The 17,978-nt window shown below is 64.1% G+C and carries 20 protein-coding genes and 3 tRNA genes; 19 read left to right on the forward strand and 4 right to left on the reverse strand.

All coding sequences use genetic code 11. The features are described from left to right. The first annotated feature begins 4 nt into the window (after positions 1-4). From HOP52_RS07885 to HOP52_RS07925, 9 genes are all read left to right on the forward strand, one after another. On the forward strand, positions 5-547 hold the full coding sequence (locus HOP52_RS07885; RefSeq protein ID WP_238976833.1) for a DUF4040 domain-containing protein: 543 nt from the start codon (positions 5-7) through the stop codon (positions 545-547). Next, positions 544-963 carry a Na(+)/H(+) antiporter subunit B gene (locus tag HOP52_RS07890; RefSeq protein ID WP_238976834.1) on the forward strand — a complete coding sequence of 140 codons (420 nt, stop codon included), beginning with the start codon at positions 544-546 and terminating at the stop codon, positions 961-963. The genes HOP52_RS07885 and HOP52_RS07890 overlap by 4 nt, the downstream gene beginning before the upstream one ends. Then, a complete protein-coding gene (locus HOP52_RS07895; RefSeq protein ID WP_238976835.1) occupies positions 963-1,316 on the forward strand; it encodes a cation:proton antiporter subunit C in 354 nt (117 codons plus the stop codon). Before HOP52_RS07890 ends, HOP52_RS07895 begins: the two co-directional genes overlap by 1 nt. After that, the gene (locus HOP52_RS07900; protein ID WP_238976836.1) at positions 1,316-2,803 is read left to right on the forward strand and encodes a monovalent cation/H+ antiporter subunit D family protein; all 1,488 of its coding nucleotides are present in this window, start codon (positions 1,316-1,318) and stop codon (positions 2,801-2,803) included. Before HOP52_RS07895 ends, HOP52_RS07900 begins: the two co-directional genes overlap by 1 nt. Continuing rightward, on the forward strand, positions 2,800-4,278 hold the full coding sequence (locus HOP52_RS07905) for a monovalent cation/H+ antiporter subunit D family protein (RefSeq protein ID WP_238976837.1): 1,479 nt from the start codon (positions 2,800-2,802) through the stop codon (positions 4,276-4,278). Before HOP52_RS07900 ends, HOP52_RS07905 begins: the two co-directional genes overlap by 4 nt. A gap of 25 nt (positions 4,279-4,303) precedes the next feature. Further along, positions 4,304-4,612, forward strand: a complete 309-nt coding sequence (locus HOP52_RS07910; protein ID WP_238976838.1) for a hypothetical protein — start codon at positions 4,304-4,306, stop codon at positions 4,610-4,612. A gap of 12 nt (positions 4,613-4,624) precedes the next feature. Further along, positions 4,625-6,340 carry a Na(+)/H(+) antiporter subunit D gene (locus HOP52_RS07915; RefSeq protein ID WP_238976839.1) on the forward strand — a complete coding sequence of 572 codons (1,716 nt, stop codon included), beginning with the start codon at positions 4,625-4,627 and terminating at the stop codon, positions 6,338-6,340. A 148-nt stretch (positions 6,341-6,488) separates the two neighbouring features. After that, positions 6,489-6,764 carry an Lrp/AsnC family transcriptional regulator gene (locus tag HOP52_RS07920; RefSeq protein ID WP_043510462.1) on the forward strand — a complete coding sequence of 92 codons (276 nt, stop codon included), beginning with the start codon at positions 6,489-6,491 and terminating at the stop codon, positions 6,762-6,764. Between the two features lie 95 nt (positions 6,765-6,859). After that, on the forward strand, positions 6,860-7,729 hold the full coding sequence (locus tag HOP52_RS07925) for a DNA/RNA non-specific endonuclease (protein ID WP_238976840.1): 870 nt from the start codon (positions 6,860-6,862) through the stop codon (positions 7,727-7,729). 84 nt (positions 7,730-7,813) lie between these two features. On the opposite strand, the gene HOP52_RS07930 is transcribed toward HOP52_RS07925, so the two are convergent. The 3 genes from HOP52_RS07930 to HOP52_RS07940 form a co-directional block, all read right to left on the reverse strand. Then, positions 7,814-7,900, reverse strand: a tRNA-Leu gene (locus HOP52_RS07930). Between the two features lie 59 nt (positions 7,901-7,959). Continuing rightward, positions 7,960-8,046: transfer RNA gene (locus HOP52_RS07935), tRNA-Leu, on the reverse strand. Between the two features lie 49 nt (positions 8,047-8,095). Then, positions 8,096-8,182: transfer RNA gene (locus HOP52_RS07940), tRNA-Leu, on the reverse strand. Between the two features lie 242 nt (positions 8,183-8,424). Between HOP52_RS07940 and rnr the strand changes: the two genes are divergently transcribed. From rnr to hemH, 10 genes are all read left to right on the forward strand, one after another. Next, positions 8,425-10,815, forward strand: coding sequence for a ribonuclease R (gene rnr, locus HOP52_RS07945; protein WP_238976841.1), 2,391 nt, complete (start codon positions 8,425-8,427; stop codon positions 10,813-10,815). Next, a complete protein-coding gene (gene rlmB, locus HOP52_RS07950) occupies positions 10,815-11,654 on the forward strand; it encodes a 23S rRNA (guanosine(2251)-2'-O)-methyltransferase RlmB (protein ID WP_275298108.1) in 840 nt (279 codons plus the stop codon). The genes rnr and rlmB overlap by 1 nt, the downstream gene beginning before the upstream one ends. Positions 11,655-11,806: 152 nt before the next feature. Continuing rightward, positions 11,807-12,187 carry a 30S ribosomal protein S6 gene (rpsF, locus tag HOP52_RS07955; protein ID WP_238976842.1) on the forward strand — a complete coding sequence of 127 codons (381 nt, stop codon included), beginning with the start codon at positions 11,807-11,809 and terminating at the stop codon, positions 12,185-12,187. A 25-nt stretch (positions 12,188-12,212) separates the two neighbouring features. Further along, positions 12,213-12,440 (forward strand): 30S ribosomal protein S18, encoded by a 228-nt coding sequence (gene rpsR, locus HOP52_RS07960; protein ID WP_102652548.1) that lies wholly within the window; start codon positions 12,213-12,215, stop codon positions 12,438-12,440. Positions 12,441-12,452: 12 nt separating this feature from the next. After that, positions 12,453-13,307, forward strand: coding sequence for a YybS family protein (locus HOP52_RS07965; RefSeq protein ID WP_238976843.1), 855 nt, complete (start codon positions 12,453-12,455; stop codon positions 13,305-13,307). Between the two features lie 15 nt (positions 13,308-13,322). Further along, positions 13,323-13,769 carry a 50S ribosomal protein L9 gene (rplI, locus tag HOP52_RS07970; RefSeq protein WP_238976844.1) on the forward strand — a complete coding sequence of 149 codons (447 nt, stop codon included), beginning with the start codon at positions 13,323-13,325 and terminating at the stop codon, positions 13,767-13,769. Between the two features lie 300 nt (positions 13,770-14,069). After that, positions 14,070-15,458 (forward strand): replicative DNA helicase, encoded by a 1,389-nt coding sequence (dnaB, locus tag HOP52_RS07975; protein ID WP_238976845.1) that lies wholly within the window; start codon positions 14,070-14,072, stop codon positions 15,456-15,458. A gap of 80 nt (positions 15,459-15,538) precedes the next feature. Continuing rightward, complete coding sequence (locus HOP52_RS07980; RefSeq protein WP_238976846.1) at positions 15,539-15,832, forward strand: hypothetical protein; 294 nt, start codon at positions 15,539-15,541, stop codon at positions 15,830-15,832. 144 nt (positions 15,833-15,976) lie between these two features. Then, complete coding sequence (locus HOP52_RS07985; RefSeq protein ID WP_238976847.1) at positions 15,977-16,279, forward strand: DUF6482 family protein; 303 nt, start codon at positions 15,977-15,979, stop codon at positions 16,277-16,279. A 119-nt stretch (positions 16,280-16,398) separates the two neighbouring features. Beyond that, positions 16,399-17,472 carry a ferrochelatase gene (gene hemH / locus HOP52_RS07990; protein WP_238976848.1) on the forward strand — a complete coding sequence of 358 codons (1,074 nt, stop codon included), beginning with the start codon at positions 16,399-16,401 and terminating at the stop codon, positions 17,470-17,472. A 69-nt stretch (positions 17,473-17,541) separates the two neighbouring features. On the opposite strand, the gene HOP52_RS07995 is transcribed toward hemH, so the two are convergent. Then, complete coding sequence (locus HOP52_RS07995; RefSeq protein WP_238976849.1) at positions 17,542-17,976, reverse strand: Na+/H+ antiporter subunit G; 435 nt, start codon at positions 17,974-17,976, stop codon at positions 17,542-17,544. Positions 17,977-17,978 lie beyond the last annotated feature (2 nt).

The raw sequence follows: 17,978 nt of genomic DNA on the forward strand, positions 1-17,978 counted from the left end.
CTTCATGGCGCTGGTAGCGATTGCGGTGGTGAGAATTCGCAACCTCTTCGCGGTGATCATGCTGACCGGCATCTACAGCCTGCTGGCGGCATCGCTGTTCGTGATGCTCGATGCCGTCGATGTCGCCCTGACAGAGGCTGCCGTTGGCGCCGGGATCATGATCATTCTCATGCTGGCCACTCTGGCGCTGACCACTAGCGAAGAAAAAGTCCGTATCACCCGGCAAAATCTGCTGGCTCTGGTTGTCGTGGTCATAACCGGGGGAGCGCTTATCTACGGCACCTTGGATATGCCTCAGGTGGGAGATCCTCAGGCGCCAGCCCATATCCATCTGGCGCCGCACTTTACCCAGCGGTCGGTGGAGGAGATCGGCATCCCCAACATGGTGACCTCCGTGCTGGCCAGCTATCGAGGGCTGGATACCCTTGGCGAAGCCGTGGTTGTGCTGACTGCCGCCGTGGCGGTGCTGCTGGTGATCGGCAGCGGCCGGGCTCGGCAGCGCAAGCGTCGCTGGGAGAAGCCCAGTCGCAGGGAGAGGCGTTCGTGAAACATCACATCGTGCTGCGGATCATTACCAAGATCATGATCCCTCTGATCGTGATCTACGCGCTGTATATCCAGTTTCATGGAGAGTACAGCCCTGGAGGCGGCTTCCAGGCGGGGGTTATCTTTTCCGCTGGCTTTATCATCTTCAGCCTGATATTCGGGCTGGATGTGGCACAGGATGCCATCCCCCCGGAAGTGGCCCGGTTTCTGGCTGCCTTTGGCGTCCTGCTCTATATCGGTATCGGCCTGGCTTGCATTGCGCTGGGCGGGCAATTTCTGGAGTACAAGGTCCTGCTTGCGAATGATCAGGCAGGCGAGACCCTGGGGATTATCGGCATCGAACTCGGTGTGGGCATTACCGTTGCTGCCGTCGCTCTCACCCTGTTCTATGCCTTTGCTGGCCGGGAGCAGCAGTAATGGAGTGGATTGGGTTCTATAACTACTGGGTCGTCGTGGTGCTCATGATGGTGGGCTTCTACATCGTTATTGCCCAGGGTAACCTGATCAAGAAGATCGTTGGGCTGAACATCTTTCAGACCTCTGTGTTCATCTTCTTCATCAGTCTGGCCAAGCTGGAGGGTGGCACCGCGCCGATTTATGTAGAGGGTGTGAGCGACTACTCCAATCCCCTTCCTCATGTGCTCATCCTGACCGCCATCGTCGTGGGGGTGGCCCTGACTGCCGTGGGGCTTGCCCTGGTGGTACGCATCCATGAGCTCTACGGCACTATCGAAGAGGACGAGATTCACGCTCAGGACGAGGGGAATTGATGGGCCTGCTTCAGCTTCATCTGCCGGCGCTTCAGGTCATTATCCCCATGCTGGCGGCACCGCTGGTGATGCTCATGAGCCGCTTGCCACGCGCCGCCTGGCTCACCACCACTCTGACCAGCTGGCTCACCCTGGCCATTTCTCTTCTGCTGCTGATGCGAGTCCGGGCCGAAGGGGTCGTTGCCTACCATATGGGCGGCTGGGTGCCGCCGGTGGGGATCGAGTACCGGGTTGACTCGGTCAATATTCTGGTGCTGCTGGTGATCAGCGTCATCAATGCGGTGGTCATGCCCTTTGCGCGGCTCAGCGTGGCCAGTGAGGTGCCCGCAGACAAGCAGGGGTTCTTCTATGCTGCCTTCCTGTTGGCCAATTGCGGGCTGCTGGGTATCGCCATCACGGGGGATGCCTTCAATATCTTCGTTTTCTTCGAGATCGCCGCGCTGGCGTCATACTCGCTCATCGCCACGGGCCGTGATCGGCGAGCCGTGATGGCCTCCTATCAGTACCTGATGATGGGAACGATCGGGACCACCTTCCTGCTGATCGGCATCGGTTTTCTCTATATCATGACCGGCACCCTGAACCTGCAGGACCTGGCCGATAGACTGCCGGAAGTCAATGACACCAGAACGGTGCGTGCTGCGCTGGCCTTTATCGTGGTGGGCATCTCGCTGAAGCTGGCGCTGTTTCCGCTGCATCTTTGGCTGCCCAACGCCTACGCCTATGCTCCCTCCATGGTCACCGTGTTCCTGTCAGCCACGGCGACCAAGGTAGCCATCTATGTGCTGCTGCGCTTCATCTTCGGCGTCTTTGGCCATGAGCTGAGCTTCATCGACATTGAGATGAATCTGCTGCTGATGCCGCTGGCGATGCTCGGCATCCTGATTCCCTCGATCGTTGCCATCTTTCATACCGATATCAAGCGCATGTTCGCCTACTCCAGCGTGGCTCAGGTGGGCTACATCATTCTGGGCATTAGCTTTGCCAGCACCCTGGGGCTGATGGCTTCGGTTCTGCACCTCTTCAACCATGCGATTACCAAGGCGGCACTGTTTATGGCGCTGGGCTGCATCGCCTATCGGCTCGGTGGCGTTTCCCTCGGCCACCTGGCCGGCGCCGGCCAGCGCATGCCCTGGACCATGACGGCCTTCGTCATTGCAGGGCTGTCGCTGATCGGTGTTCCGCTGACGGCCGGCTTCGTGACCAAGTGGCACCTCATTCTCGCCGCCCTGGACGGAGGGCTCTGGCCGATCGCCATTTTCATCCTGGGGACGTCCGTACTGGCCCTGCTCTATGTCTGGCGAGTGGTGGAAGTGGCTTTTTTCCATGAACCCGATGACCGCCAGCCGGTACGTGAGGCGCCGCTCTCGCTACTGGTTCCCACCTGGCTTCTCTCGCTTGCCTGCCTCTATTTCGGTATCGAGACATCGCTGCCGGTGGGCCTGGCCGAGCGCGCCGCCGAGGCACTGATGGGAGGTTACCGGTGAGCCCCTTTCTGTTCCTGGAATCCACAGCCGCCATTCCGCTCGCCCTGGTGGTGCCGGCATTGGGGGCCCTGCTGATTGCGCTGACCGGCCGCCGCCCCAATCTCCGTGATGGCCTGATGGTGGCCACTGCCGTTGCCCTGTTCATTACGGTCCTGCAGCTACTGCCTGCTGTGCTGGCGGGAGAGCGCCCAGCCGTTACGCTGTTCGAGTTGTTGCCTGGCCTGAACATGGCCTTCGAAGTTGAACCGCTCGGCATGATCTTCTCCCTGGTGGCCTCCGGCCTCTGGGTCATCACCTCGCTGTATGCCATCGGCTATATGCGCAGCACCAACGAACGCAAGCAGACGCGCTTTCACGCCTGTTTTGCGGTGGCGCTCTTTTCGGTAATGGGCATTGCCTTCGCCGAAAACATGTTCACCCTTTTCATCTTCTACGAGGTACTGACGCTCTCCACCTATCCCCTGGTGGCCCATAAGGGCAATCGTGAAGCCCAGACAGGGGCTCGAACCTACCTGGGGCTGCTGCTCGGTACCTCCATCGGCTTTCAACTGGTGGCCATCGTCGCCACCTGGTGGCTGACCGGATCCCTGAGCTTTACCGATGGCGGGATCATGGAGGGGAGGGTAGGTCACGGTCTGGGGGCGCTGTTGCTGCTGCTCTATATCTACGGCATCGGCAAGGCCGCACTGATGCCCTTTCACCGCTGGCTGCCTGCCGCCATGGTGGCGCCTACCCCCGTTTCCGCCCTGTTGCACGCGGTGGCGGTGGTCAAGGCTGGGGTCTTCACCGTGCTCAAGGTGAGCACCTACATCTTCGGTCAGGATTACCTCCGCGAGCTCTGGAGTGCGGATCTGCTGCTGATCATCGCCGCCTTTTCCCTGCTGTCGGCGTCACTCGTGGCCCTGCAGAAAGACAACCTCAAGGCGCGGCTGGCCTATTCCACGGTCAGCCAACTCTCCTACATCACGCTCGGTGTGATGCTGGCCAATGAGTTGGCGGCCATCGGGGGCGGTATGCATATCGTCATGCATGCCTTTGGCAAGATCACGCTGTTCTTCTGTGCCGGCGCCATCTACGTGGCCACCAGGAAGACCCATATCAGCGAGATGGATGGCCTCGGTCGACGCATGCCCTTCACCATGGGCGCCTTCCTGCTCGGGGCGCTGTGTGTCATCGGCGCGCCTCCCATGGGCGGGCTGTGGAGCAAATGGCACCTGTTGCTGGGGGCGGCCGACAGCGGCCGGCTCTTCGTTGTCCTGGTGTTCATGCTCAGCACGCTGCTCAATATCGCCTATCTGTTGATGCCGGTGGTGAGGGCCTTCCTGATGCCGCCAAGGGATGGTGGGCGTGAGGGTATCCGGGAGGCGCCGCTGCTGTGTGTGGTGCCCCTGTGTATCACGGCGCTGGGCTGCATGGCGCTGTTCCTGGCCGCGGATCCGCTGCGGGCCCTGCTCGGCGGCCTCTTCGCCAACTGATACGGATCCACCGTGGGGAGGAAAGATGCTCGTCAAACTGCTCGACCTGCTGGTGCACAACGCCTCACGGCTGAAAGGGGCGCTGCTTGTCGCCATGGCGGCACTGATCATCGCCGACCTGCTGATACCGACCGGCTATGATCGCTTCGTCTGGGAGTCGTGGGGGGGATTCGGCGCCCTCTTTGGGGCCTTGGCGTGCCTGACCCTGATCGGTCTGGCCAAGGGTCTCGGCTTCGGGCTTGTCTATCGACGGGATGACTATTATGAGGAGGAACTGGAACCCTACCGGGCACTCGATGAATCCTCCGATCAACGCAACCGAACCGATACATAGAGTACAGCCGTCATGCCTGAATGGTTCGTGATCAACTGGCCTTTCGTCGAGTGGCTCTCCCCCTCCCTGCTGCTGATTCTGGGCGGGCTGCTGCTGCCGATTTTCCGTGGGGTGGTGCAGAAGGTATTCCTCCTGGTCGTGCCCACCCTGGCCCTGTTGGCCGTGCTGGGCACCGCTGCGGGAACTCACGCCAGCGTTCAATTTCTGAACATGGAACTAATCCTGGGCCGAGCGGACTCGCTGAGCCTGGTCTTCGCCCATGTGTTTGCCATCATGGCCCTGGTCGGCGCCATCTATGCCCTCCATGTGCATGACGCTATTCAGCATATGGCCGGCTTGATCTATGCCGGGTCCGCCATGGGGGTCGTGTTTGCCGGTGATCTGATCACGCTCTATGTCTTCTGGGAGCTGATGATGCTCTCATCGGTCTGGCTGATCTGGCGAAATCGCCGGGCCGCCTCCCTGGCGGCCGGCTTCCGGTATCTGATGGTTCACGCGGTCAGCGGTGTGCTGCTGCTGGCCGGCATAGTGGTGTATTACGCTCAGGTCGGAAGCCTGAGCTTCAACGTCATCGAGACCGGTACCCCGGCATTCTGGCTGATCCTGCTCGGTTTCATGATCAATGCCGCCGTGCCGCCACTGCACGCCTGGCTCACCGATGCTTACCCCGAGGCCACGGTGACCGGGGCGGTGTTTCTGTGTGCTTTTACCACCAAAACGGCGGTCTACACGCTGATGCGGGGGTTTCCCGAAACCGAAATCCTGATCTGGCTCGGGGCGCTCATGACACTCTGGGGGGTGACCTATGCGGTGCTGGCCAACAATATCCGTCGGCTGCTCGCCTACCACATTGTCAGCCAGGTGGGTTTCATGGTGGCCGGTATCGGTCTGGGTACCGCCATGGCCCTCAACGGCTCCGCGGCCCATGCCTTCACTCATATCCTGTACAAGGCGCTGCTGTTCATGAGTGCCGGCGCCATTATCCACATGACCGGCCGCGCAAAGCTGACGGAATTGGGGGGACTCTACCGCGCCATGCCGCTGACGTTCCTGTTCTACATGATCGCGGCCTTCTCCATCTCGGCTTTCCCCCTGACCAGCGGTTTTGTCAGCAAGAGCATGATCCTGGAGGCCTATGCGGACCATCAGGCGGCACTTGTCTGGCTGATGCTCTCGTTGGCATCCGCGGGCACCTTCCTGAGCGTTGGCCTGAAGCTCCCGTGGTTCGCCTTCCTGGGCCGGGATACCGGGCTGCGCCCCCGGGAAGCGCCGACCAACATGCTGCTCGCCATGGGGATTGCCGCCTTCTTCTGTATTTTTATCGGTGTATATCCGCAGTGGCTGTACCAGCTGCTTCCGCATCAGCCGGTCGGCTACAACGCCTATACGCCCGGCCATGTGTTCTGGGACCTGCAGCTTCTTTCATTCGTTGGTCTGGTCTTTTTCCTTCTGCTGAACTTCCTGGCGCCAAAGGACAGGATCACCCTTGATACGGACTGGTTCTATCGCGTGGCGGCCCCGCGTGCTGTCCGCTTCATTCACCAGCGCGGTACGGTTGCATGGCGCAGCCTGCTTGCCGCCCTGCGTTGGCCCTTGCGCCGCATCGTCTCCCAGGCCATGCGTTATCACGGCCCCAGGGGGATTCTCGCTCGCACCTGGCCGACAGGCAGCATGGTGCTCTGGGTGGCCGTATTGCTGACCATCTCGCTGTTGCTCTACTACATCTGACCGAAGGCCTGTGTGCGGTCGAAGTTGGGGGCTGGACAGAGCCTTGAGAATGGGCGGCGATTCAGCACGGCCCAATGCGCTGCTATACTCGCGCCAGGTCGCGGCGACTGTCTTGCCGCGAGAGGTTTCAGACCCGGGAGTGTGTCCGATGCAGAATGCCGTCATCCTGATCAATACCGACAAGGGCCAGGTCAAGGCTGTGGCCGAGCGCCTGGCCGACGTCGAGGGTATCAGCGAGGTCTACTCCACCTGTGGACGCTACGATCTGGTGGCCATCGCGCGGACCCGGGACTTCGAGAGCCTGGCCGAGCTGGTCACCGAGCGGCTCAACGCCGTGGAGGGCATTCGCGACACCGAGACCCTCAACGCCATGCAGGTGCATTCCCGTCATGACCTGGAGACCATGTTCTCGCTGGGCTGGTAGCGTCGAGTCGTCGCCTTCGCCTTCAACGACGTTACGCCGCCGTCGGGCCGACCGGCACCGGCGGCTTCAGCTTACCGGACGAGACACCCCCAAGGATGGCCAGACGCCGACCCTCTCGCGCCCTGTCACGCTGGCGCCGCCAGACCCGCCGCTTCGGTATCACCCTGCTCTTCGTGCTGGTGGGCAGCGGGCTCTGGTATACCCAGGAGCAGGAGTACCGCGACTCGCTCAGCTGGATGGGCGTACCCACCTGGGAGCGCCTGACCCCGCTCACTGCGCATCGTGTGCTGCGCAACGAGGGGTTTCTGGTGGGTTGGTCCGACGTACGGGTCAATCCGCTGTGGGTCAGCTACTTCCTGTACGAGGTGGACGACGCCCGCATCGGGCCGCGGCCCGATTTCCGCCGCGACTGGCGCACCCTCTGGCCCATCGCCGCCGACAGCTATTTCGGCAGCGGCTATGACCGCGGCCACCTGGCCCCCAACTACGCCATCGCCTCGGTGCACGGGGCCGAGGCGCAGCGCCAGACCTTTCTGATGAGCAATATCTCGCCTCAGCGCCCGGACCTCAATCGGCGGCTTTGGCAGCGGCTCGAAGAAGTGGTGATCGACCATTTCGTGCCGCGCTTCGGCGTGGTGCAGGTGATCACCGGGCCGGTGTTTCCGGAGCGGTTCTTCGACAACGTGCTCAATCGCGTGGGGCTCGTGGAGATTCCCGAGGCCTTCTACAAGATCGTCGTGGTGCCGGCCGAGGCGCCCATGGTGGTGGCCTTTCTCATGCCCCAGTCCGTGCGGGGCGACGAGCCGTTGGACGACTACCTGGTCAGCGTCGAGGAGATCGAGGCGCGCACCGGGCTGAACTTCTTCCCCCAGTTGCCTGAGGCAGTGGCCGAAACGCTGGAAGGGGAGGTGGTGGCCGAGGGGTGGGCGTTGGAGGAGGTTGCTCGCCTGCCCGCCCGCTTCTGAAGACACAAAAAAACCGCGAGGCTGTCGCGGTTTCCGATAATCTGCCTTGATCGACATGACGCGGCTGGGACCGTGTTAAAGCGGTGGTGCCCAGGAGAGGACTTGAACCTCCACATCCGTAAGGATACTAGCACCTGAAGCTAGCGCGTCTACCAATTCCGCCACCTGGGCGCATCATGCAATCCGGCCTGTCGTTCGTCGTGTCCGCGGCGCCATGCCTGTCTCGGTCATGGTGCCCAGGAGAGGACTTGAACCTCCACGTCCGTAAGGACACTAGCACCTGAAGCTAGCGCGTCTACCAATTCCGCCACCTGGGCGAACACGAGCGATGCCTTGATTCGACCCGACCATGTCGGCTGGGTTCGATGGTGCCCAGAAGAGGACTTGAACCTCCACGTCCGTAAGGACACTAGCACCTGAAGCTAGCGCGTCTACCAATTCCGCCATCTGGGCAGGCGAGGCGTATATTACCCAATTTCGCGTTCAATGCAAGGCCGCGCAGCGCCGTGGAGCGAAAAAAACCGCTGCCGAAGGGGCGTGTCAACGACCAAGGTTGGGTCGTGCCTTCGCCGGCGCTATACTACGGTCATGACAATAGACCCGAATTGCAAGTTCCCACCCCCGTGGCGTATCGCCCGCGCCCCATCGGCCTTACCGAGAACGCTCTCTCCGACGTTGCCAAGGATGCCTGACGCATGACCCACTGGACGCTCAGCGACGACCCGCACGCGAGCCGCGAGGCCCACAAGTACGACAACCCGGCGCCCAGCCGCGAATACCTGCTCGCGCGACTGGAGGAGTACGGCAAGCCGATCACCCATGAGGCCATGAGCCGCATGCTAGGCCTCGAGGACGAGGACCTCCAGGAGGCGGTGCGGCGACGCCTGGCGGCCATGGAGCGCGACGGCCAGGTCCTGCGCAACCGCGCCGGGGCCTATGCGCTGATCGACAAGCTCGACCTGATCAAGGGCAAGGTGCTCGGCCATCGCGACGGCTTCGGCTTCGTGCTGCGTGACGACGGCAAGAAGTCCGACCTGGTGCTGCCGCCGCGCCAGATGCGTCGCGTCTTTCATGGCGACTACGTGCTGGTGCGTGTCAGCGGGCGCGACCGCCGAGGCCGTGACGAGGCCACCGTCGCCGAGGTGCTGGCCCGCAATACCCAGACCATGGTCGGCGTCTACCGCGAGAACACTCCCGAGTTCGGTGTGCTGATCCCCGAGAATCCGCGCATCACCCAGGAGGTGATCATCCCCCATAGCGCCTGCGGCGGGGCCAAGGACGGCCAGGTGATCTCGGCGCGGATCGTGCAGCAGCCCGAGACCCGGGTGCAGCCGGTGGGCGAGGTGGTCGAGGTGCTCGGCGAGCGCATGGACCCGGGGATGGAGATCGACATTGCCATCCGCAGCTACGAGATTCCCGCTGAGTTTCCCCCGGAGGTGCACGATCAGATCGCCGGCATGTCCGCCGAGGTGGTCGAGGGGGACAAGGCGCAGCGCATCGACCTGCGCGACGTGCCGCTGGTGACCATCGACGACGAGAGTGCCAAGGACTTCGATGACGCTGTCTGCGCCTGGAAGACCAAATCGGGCAGTTGGAAGCTGCTGGTGGCGATCGCCGACGTGTCTCATTACGTGCGCCCCGGCAGCGCCCTGGATCAGGAGGCGATCACCCGCGGCAACTCGGTCTACTTCCCGGGGCAGGTGGTGCCCATGCTGCCGGAGCTGCTCTCCAACGGCCTCTGCTCGCTGAATCCTAGCGTCGACCGGCTGGCACTGGTCTGCGAGATGAATATTTCCCAGTCCGGCGCCATCAGCCGCTACCGCTTCTACGAGGCGGTCTTTCAGTCGCATGCGCGGCTGACCTACAACAAGGTCGCGGCGATCCTCGACGAGGACGATCCCGAGGGCGACGCCCTGCGCGAGGAGTACCGCGCCCTGGTACCTTCGTTACAGAACCTGCATTCGCTCTATCGGCTGCTCCGCGAGGCCCGCGAGGCCCGCGGGGCCATCGATTTCGAGACCACCGAGACGGCGATTCTCTTCAACGAGGAGCGCAAGATCGAGAAGATCGTGCCGCGCTCCCGCAACGATGCCCACAAGATCATCGAGGAGTGCATGCTGGCGGCCAACGTGGCCACCGCCCGCTTCCTCGACAAGCATGATCTGCCGGCGCTGTACCGCATCCACGAGAAGCCCTCGCCGGAGCGCCTGGACAAGCTGCGCCTGTTCCTCAATGAGCTCGGGCTGTCGCTGGGCGGCGGTGATAATCCGAGCCCCGAGGATTACCGCGATCTGGCCGAGGTGATCAAGGACCGTCCCGATTTCGACGTGATCCAGACCGTGATGCTGCGCTCCATGAGCCGGGCGGTCTATTCGCCTCACAATGAGGGCCACTTCGGCCTGGCCTATCCGGCCTATGCCCACTTTACTTCGCCGATCCGCCGCTATCCCGACCTGCTGGTGCATCGCGCCATCCGCTCGGTGATTCGTGGGCCGCGCCAGACCAATACCGTGCTGCGGGCCGAGGGGGGCAAGGTGGAGCCGCCCAGCAAGTGGTGTCCCTACACCTTCGAGCAGATGCTCGAACTCGGCGAGCACTGCTCGATGACCGAGCGGCGCGCCGACGACGCCACCCGCGACGTCGAGGACTGGCTCAAGTGCGAGTTCATGTCCGACAAGCTCGGCGAGGTGTACGACGGCACTATCGCCTCGGTGACCCAGTTTGGCATCTTCGTGCGCCTCGATGAGGTGTACGTCGAGGGCCTGGTGCACGTCACCTCGCTGCCCTCGGACTACTACCACTACGAGGCGGAGAAGCATCGCCTCAAGGGTGAGCGCACCGGCATGAGCTATCGGCTCGGCGACGGCGTCACCGTGCAGGTGGCTAGGGTCGACCTGGACGATCGCAAGATCGACTTCGCTTTGGCCGACGACAAGCCACGGCCCAAGCGGGCCCCGCGCAAGCGTCGCGCCGGCAGTGCGCAGGGGGCCGCTGCGTCGACGCCCGCCGCGGGTGACAAGTCCGGCGACCCGCGCCCGAAAGGCGGCAAGCGCCGTCGTGGGCCGCGCAAGCCGAGGCGCAGCTGATGGCGGCGGGGCCCCGGGGGCGGCGTGGCGAGCCCGGCCGGCGGGGTGCCCAGCGCCCGCCTTCCGGGGTGCCCGGCGGGCTCGATGCCGTGTTCGGGGTGCATGCGGTGCGTGCCCTGATCGAGCGCGGCGAGGCCCCGCGCGAGCTCTGGGTGCAAGAGGGCGATGCCGGCCGGCGCCTCGCCGAGCTGGTCGAGGCCGCCCGGCGGCTGGGCGCCAGGGTCCAGTCGCGGCCCCGCGATGACCTCGACCGCCTGGCCCAGGGGGCCGCCCATCAGGGCGTGGTGGCGCTGTGTCCGCCGTTGTCCGCCGAGAGCGAGGCGGCGCTGTGGTTCCGGCTGGAGGCCTGGTCGCTGGCGGCGCCGCCGCTGCTGCTGGTGCTGGATGGCGTCACCGACGTGCACAATTTCGGGGCCTGCCTGCGCAGCGCCGACGCCGCCGGCGTGCAGGGTGTCATCGTGCCCAAGGACAAGGCTGCGCCGCTCAATGCCACGGTGCGCAAGGTGGCCTGCGGCGCCGCCGAGAGCGTGCCGGTCTATCAGGTCACCAACCTGGCCCGCGCCCTGGCCAAGCTCAAGGCGCTGGGCGTCTGGGTCATCGGTACCGCCGGCGAGGCCGAGATCCTGGTCTATGAGGCCGACTTCACCGGCCCCGTGGCGCTGGTGATGGGCGCCGAGGGCAAGGGGCTGCGGCGGCTGACCCGCGAGGCCTGCGACAGCCTGGTCAAGCTGCCCATGGCGGGCGCGGTATCGAGCCTCAACGTCTCGGTGGCCACGGGCGTTGCGCTGTTCGAGGCGGTGCGCCAGCGCCGCACCGGCTCCCCCGCGAGCGACGGCTGACGGCGCTGTTCTTGCAACTGGTGCCGCGCCTCACTACAATGCATGCGCCCGTTCCTGCGTGAGCGGGCGTTTGCATTTTGACTATCACCTCCTTGCTTCCCCTGAGCGACTGCGGTTCTCACGAGGAAGCTGCCAACCCGCAAGGAGATCCCATGCGTCATTACGAAATCGTGTTCATGGTCCACCCGGACCAGAGCGAGCAAGTGCCGTCCATGGTCGAGCGCTACTCCAGCATCGTCACCGATAGCGGTGGCACCGTGCATCGCCTGGAAGACTGGGGCCGTCGTCACCTGGCCTACCCGATCAACAAGATCCACAAGGCCCACTATGTGCTGATGAATGTCGAGTGCGGCGGCGAGACCCTCGATGAAATCGAGAACATCTTCCGCTTCAACGACGCCATCATCCGCAGCCTGGTCGTGCGCTGTAAGGAAGCCATCACCGAAGCTTCGCCGATGATGAAGCCGGCGGAAGAGAAGCGCCCGCGTCGCGAAGAAAAGCCGCGTAGCGCCGAAACCGCCGAAGCCAACTGATTCCGCACGTCCAAGGAGACTCTCAATGGCACGCTTTTTCCGTCGCCGTAAGTTCTGCCGTTTCACCGCAGAGGGCGTGAAGCAGATCGACTACAAGGATCTGGACACGCTCAAGGCCTACATCACCGAGACCGGCAAGATCGTCCCCAGCCGTATCACCGGGACCAAGGCCCGTTATCAGCGCCAGCTGGCTACCGCCATCAAGCGCTCACGCTACCTGGCGCTGCTGCCCTACACCGACAGCCACCAGTAAGTCGAACGCCCGATGTTGACGATTGCCCGCTGGCTGATGCGCGGAACCCCCTATGCCGCAGGCGGGGCCGCGATCGCCGCGATCGTTCCCTGGCTGTTCTGGTTCAGCGCCGCCGTGGCTGCCCTGGTGACCCTGCGTCGCGGGCTGGTGCCGACACTGCCGGTCATCGTCGCCGCGGCCCTGCCGGCCGGCTGGTGGTGGGTCCAGGGTGACGCCATTCCGCTGGCCAGTATCCTGCTGGTCACGCTGATGGCGGTGGTGCTGCGCGAGCGCATGCGCTGGAGCGAAGCGCTGATTGTCGGGGCCCTGGCCGGGGCGGTGATGATCCAACTGGGGGTCTTCGTGCCGCCCGGCGGGACCGGGCCGCTGCTGGAGCAGCTGCGCCAGGGCTCGAGCGAGATCGATCGCCTGCTCACCGAGCTGACCCGACAGGGGTACGATGCCCAGGAGCTGGCCACGCTGCTGATCGGCGGCGTCACCGGCCTGGTGGTGCTGGTTGCCGCCGTGGCCTGCCTGGCGCTGGGGCGCAGCTGGCAGGCGGGGCTCTACAATCCCGGCGGCTTCCGGCAGGAGTTCCATGCGCTGCGCCTGTCGGGGCGTGAGTTCTTCCTGCTGGTGGCGCTGATCGCGGTGGGCATGGTGCTGGGCATTCCCGCCCTGAGCATGCTGGCCTGGATCCCGCTGTTGGTGGCGGGCATCGCGCTGGTGCACGGCTTCATCGGAGCCAAGGGCATGAACGGGCTGTGGCTGATCGCCTTCTATCTGCTGCTGATCACCACCTGGCCCACGATACTGATCGTGCTGCTGGCGGCCTGCATTGACGTGTTCGTGGATTTCCGCGGCCGTCTGGCCTCCCGCAGCGACTGACAAGAGGTTCACGAGATGGAAGTCATTCTGCTCGACAAGATTGGCAAGCTGGGCGGCCTGGGCGACAAGGTCGCCGTCAAGCCCGGTTACGGCCGCAACTACCTGGTGCCCTACGGCCTGGCCGTACCGGCAACCCGCGAAAACACCGAGGCCTTCGAGGCCCAGCGCGCCGAACTCGAGGCCCATGCCGCCGAGCGCAAGGCCGAGGCCGAAGCGCGTGCCGCTCAGCTGGCCGAGATCGAGCTGTCGCTGGTGGCCAAGTCCGGCGATGAGGGTAAGCTGTTCGGTTCCATCGGTCCGCGCGACCTGGCCGAAGCGCTGGGCCAGGCCGGCATCGACGTCGCCAAGAGCGAAGTGCGCATGCCGGAAGGTCCGATCCGCCAGACCGGCGAATACGACATCGACCTGCACCTGCATGCCGAAGTCGACGCCACCGTGCGCGTGGTAGTCGTGGCCGAGTAAGCGGCTTCGCCGCACGGGCGCCAGGGGCGCAGGGAGCCAGGCTTCCTGCGCCCCTTTTTTGCGTTGAGGCTGCGGCCACTGGCGCCTTGGATGGCGCTGGACCCGGACGTATTCCCGGCCATACTGCAGGTAACGGGAGCTTGGGCGTGTCGCGATGCCGGGCTGCTGTTTCGATCTTTCCCCGCGGCCCGCCAGGGTCGCGGGGATTTTCCTTGGAGCCGCATGCGGCCATGGGGTGTCGCCGGGCGATAGGGTAGAATGAGCGCCGCTTAACTCTGCTGCCGAGGCCCACTGACCGCCATGAACGACACCGTCGAGTTGGATCAGGAAACCGCTGCCCTGAAGGTGCCGCCCCACTCGCTGGAGGCGGAGCAGTCGGTGCTGGGCGGCCTGATGCTCGACAACCAGGCCTGGGATAACGTGGCCGACCGCCTGGTGGCCGACGATTTCTATCGCTATGAGCACCGCCTGGTGTTCAACGTCATGATCGGCCTCGCCGAGGCCGGCCAGCCGCTGGACGTGGTGACCCTCTCTGAAGCCCTGGAGGGACGCGACCAGCTGGTGACGGTGGGCGGGCTTGCCTATCTTGCCGAGCTGGCACGCAACACCCCCTCGGCCAGCAATATCCGCGCCTATGCCGACATCGTTCGCGAACGCGCCACCCTGCGCAAGCTGATCCGCGCCGCCAGCCAGATCGCCGATGGCGCCTTTTCCCCTCAGGGGCGGCCCGCCGACGAACTGCTCGACGAGGCCGAGCGGCTGGTGTTCCAGATCAGCGAGGAGCGGCCCAAGTCGGGCGGTCCCGTCGGCATGAGCGAACTGCTGGCCAAAGCGGTGGACCGGATCGACGAGCTGTTCAACATGCAGGGCGAGATGACCGGGCTCTCCACCGGTTTTCGCGACCTGGACGAGATGACTTCCGGGCTTCAGCCCTCCGACCTGGTGATCATCGCCGGGCGTCCCTCCATGGGCAAGACCACCTTCGCCATGAACGTGGTGGAGCATGCGGTGATCGCCAGCGAGAAGCCGGTCATGGTGTTCTCCATGGAGATGCCCGCGGAGTCGCTGATGCTGCGCATGCTCTCGTCGCTGGGTCGCATCGACCAGACCCGGGTGCGCACCGGCCAGTTGGAGGACGAGGACTGGCCGCGCCTCACCTCGGCGGTCAATCTGCTCAAGGACAAGCAGCTGTTCATCGACGATACCGCGGCGCTGTCGCCCAACGAGATGCGTTCGCGCATTCGCCGGGTGGTCCGCGAGCACGGCAACCTGGCGCTGATCATGATCGACTATCTGCAGCTGATGCAGATCCCCGGTTTCTCCGAGAACCGCACCGGGGAGATCTCCGAGATCTCCCGCTCCCTCAAGGGCCTGGCCAAGGAGTTCGGCTGCCCGGTGGTGGCGCTCTCCCAGCTCAACCGCTCGCTGGAGCAGCGGCCCAACAAGCGGCCGGTGATGTCGGACCTGCGTGAGTCCGGCGCCATCGAGCAGGACGCCGACATCATTACCTTCGTCTATCGTGACGAGGTCTACAATCCGGATAACCCTGACAATCAGGGCCTGGCCGAGCTGATCATCGGTAAACAGCGTAACGGCCCCATCGGCACGGTGCACATGGCTTTCATCGGCAAGTACACCCGCTTCGAGGATCTGGCGCCGGACAGCTACGGCGACTCCTTCGGCGACTGACGGCTCGGCGGCACTTGAGCCTGGAGGCGGGCACCGTATAATGCCGACCCCCCCTGACTGATCACCCCGAAGGAGGCAGCATGGCAGGCGGATTTCGGCGCGGTAAGCGCCAGCGTACCCCCAAGCTCGAGGCGCGCGGCGAGCTGCAATCGCTGGAGCGGGAGGGGCCCTTCAAGGAGTGGCTGGGCATGCCCGACCTCTACCGCTTCCACCTGGTGGTCGACGGCGAAGCCTACAGCTACCAGACCGAAGAGGCCGAACTGGGCGTTGCAGTCGGTGACCGTGTGGTGTTTCGCTACAAGGAGACCAAGGCCGGCAACTGGGTCGACCGCAACTCCCTGGCCAAGGCCATCGACCCCAGCAGCTATCAGTAACAGAGTGTCAACGCAGGAACCCTAAGTATGCCGGGCGGTCACAGTGTCGAAATGGCACGTTAATGCAGCTGTCATCGGGCACAGTCAGGCTGTGCCCACTTTGTATGCATCTGACGTCAGACTATCGGTCACTGGGAGGGAAACATGGAATACGATGACCTCAAGGCCTTCGCGGCGCGCCACGACAATTTCGAAATTCGTGTCATCACCCATAGCGGCAGCCACTGCTATCAGGTGGAACTGGAAGACGTGGAGGGGGCGCGTCATATGCTGAGCCGGCGCGGCAAGCCGATGGTGTTCCGCTCGCTCGAGGATGTCTACCTGGAGCTCAAGCGTGCCGGTATCCACCGCGCCTACCTCGTGCAGCACGTGCCCGAGGACGAGGTGATCGGCCGCGATGCCCACTATCGGGATCCACTGACGTCGCGGGTGCCGCTGGTGTTCTGAAACGCGGCCTGTCCTTAACCTATACAGAATTATCGATTAGTACAGTTTTTCTGTCAGCGAGGCGTGATGCTGGTAAACTGCCCGGCGTTGCCCGTCGAAGATCAGAAGGAAGGCCTCGCATGACAGTTGACAACGCGCCGCACGACAGCCCGGATAGTCGTCGTCCCCAGCACGCCCCAGCCGACCACCCCGGGGTGGCGACGCGCAAGGTGGGGGTGGTACTGGCCAATCTGGGCACGCCGGATGCCACCGACTACTGGTCCATGCGCCGCTATCTCAACGAGTTTCTCTCCGACAAGCGGGTGGTCGACTATCCCAACTGGAAGTGGCAGCCGCTGCTGCAGCTGATCATACTCACCAAGCGACCGTTCAGCTCCGGGGCAGCCTATCGCGGCATCTGGAACACCGAGCAGGACGAGAGTCCGCTGCTCACCATTACCCGCGACCAGACCCGCAAGGTCGCCGAGGGGCTCTACGAGCAGTTCGGTGACCAGGTGGTGGTGGACTTCTGCATGCGCTACGGCAACCCCTCCACCGACAGCGTGCTCAGGCGCATGCAGCAGCAGGGCTGCGAGAAGATCCTGTTCTTCCCGCTCTACCCCCAGTACGCCTCGCCGACCACCGCCACCGCCAACGACCAGGCCTTCCGCACCTTGATGAAACTCAAGTGGCAGCCGGCGTTTCGCACCGTGCCGGCCTACTTCGAGGAGCCGCACTATATCGAGGCCCTGGCCAATTCGGTGCGCGAGTCCTACGCGGCGGCCGCCACCCGTCCCGAGGTGCTGGTGGCCTCCTATCACGGGGTGCCCAAGCGCTATCTGCTGGAGGGCGACCCCTACCACTGCCAGTGTCAGAAGACCACGCGGCTGCTCAAGGAGCGCCTGGGCTGGGGCGACGATGCTATCGTCACCGCCTTCCAGTCGCAGTTCGGTCCCGAGGAGTGGGTGGGGCCCGCCACCGTCGAGCACGTGGCCGAGCTGGCCCGCCAGGGCAAGAAGCACATCGCGGTGGTGTCGCCGGCCTTCTCCGCCGACTGCGTGGAGACCCTCGAGGAGATCGAGGAGGAGATTCGCGATGCCTTCCTCGAGGCGGGCGGCGAGACCTTTACCTATGTGCCCTGCCTGAACGACCGCGAGGATCACATTCAGGCGCTGTTGACGGTGATTCGCCGCGAACTCTCGGGCTGGTGCTGACGGCTCCTGTCATGCCCGCTGGAACGCAACAGGCTGCCCTCAAGGCAGCCTGTTGCATTTTGGGGCCGGCTAGCGGCGCAGCCGCGAGCGCTTGGCCTTGCGGTGCTTCCAGGGGTGCTTGGCACGGGCCGGGCGCGCCACCCGGCTCTGGCCGACATCTTCGTCGCGGAACTCCGGGACCGAGCCGCGGGTGCCGGTAAAGAAGCGCAGGTGCATGTGCAGGCCGGTCTTGGCCAGCATGTGGCCGGTCACCGGGGCGGTGATGAACAGAAACAGGGTGATCAGCAGCTCCTGGACGTGCAGCTCGCGCTGGGTGACCGTGAAGTAGAGCATCGAGGCGATCAGGATGCAGCCGATGCCCAGGGTGGTGCCCTTGGTGGGACCGTGCAGACGCATGAAGAAGTCCTTGAACTGCAGCATGCCCAGCGAGCCGGTGAAGGCGAAGACGCCGCCGGCGATCAGCAGGAAGGCGATGACGCCCTCGACGATGACGTAGAAGGTCATGG

Origin of the sequence: Billgrantia campisalis (genome assembly GCF_022341425.1) — a bacterium.
Lineage (GTDB): Bacteria > Pseudomonadota > Gammaproteobacteria > Pseudomonadales > Halomonadaceae > Halomonas > Halomonas campisalis.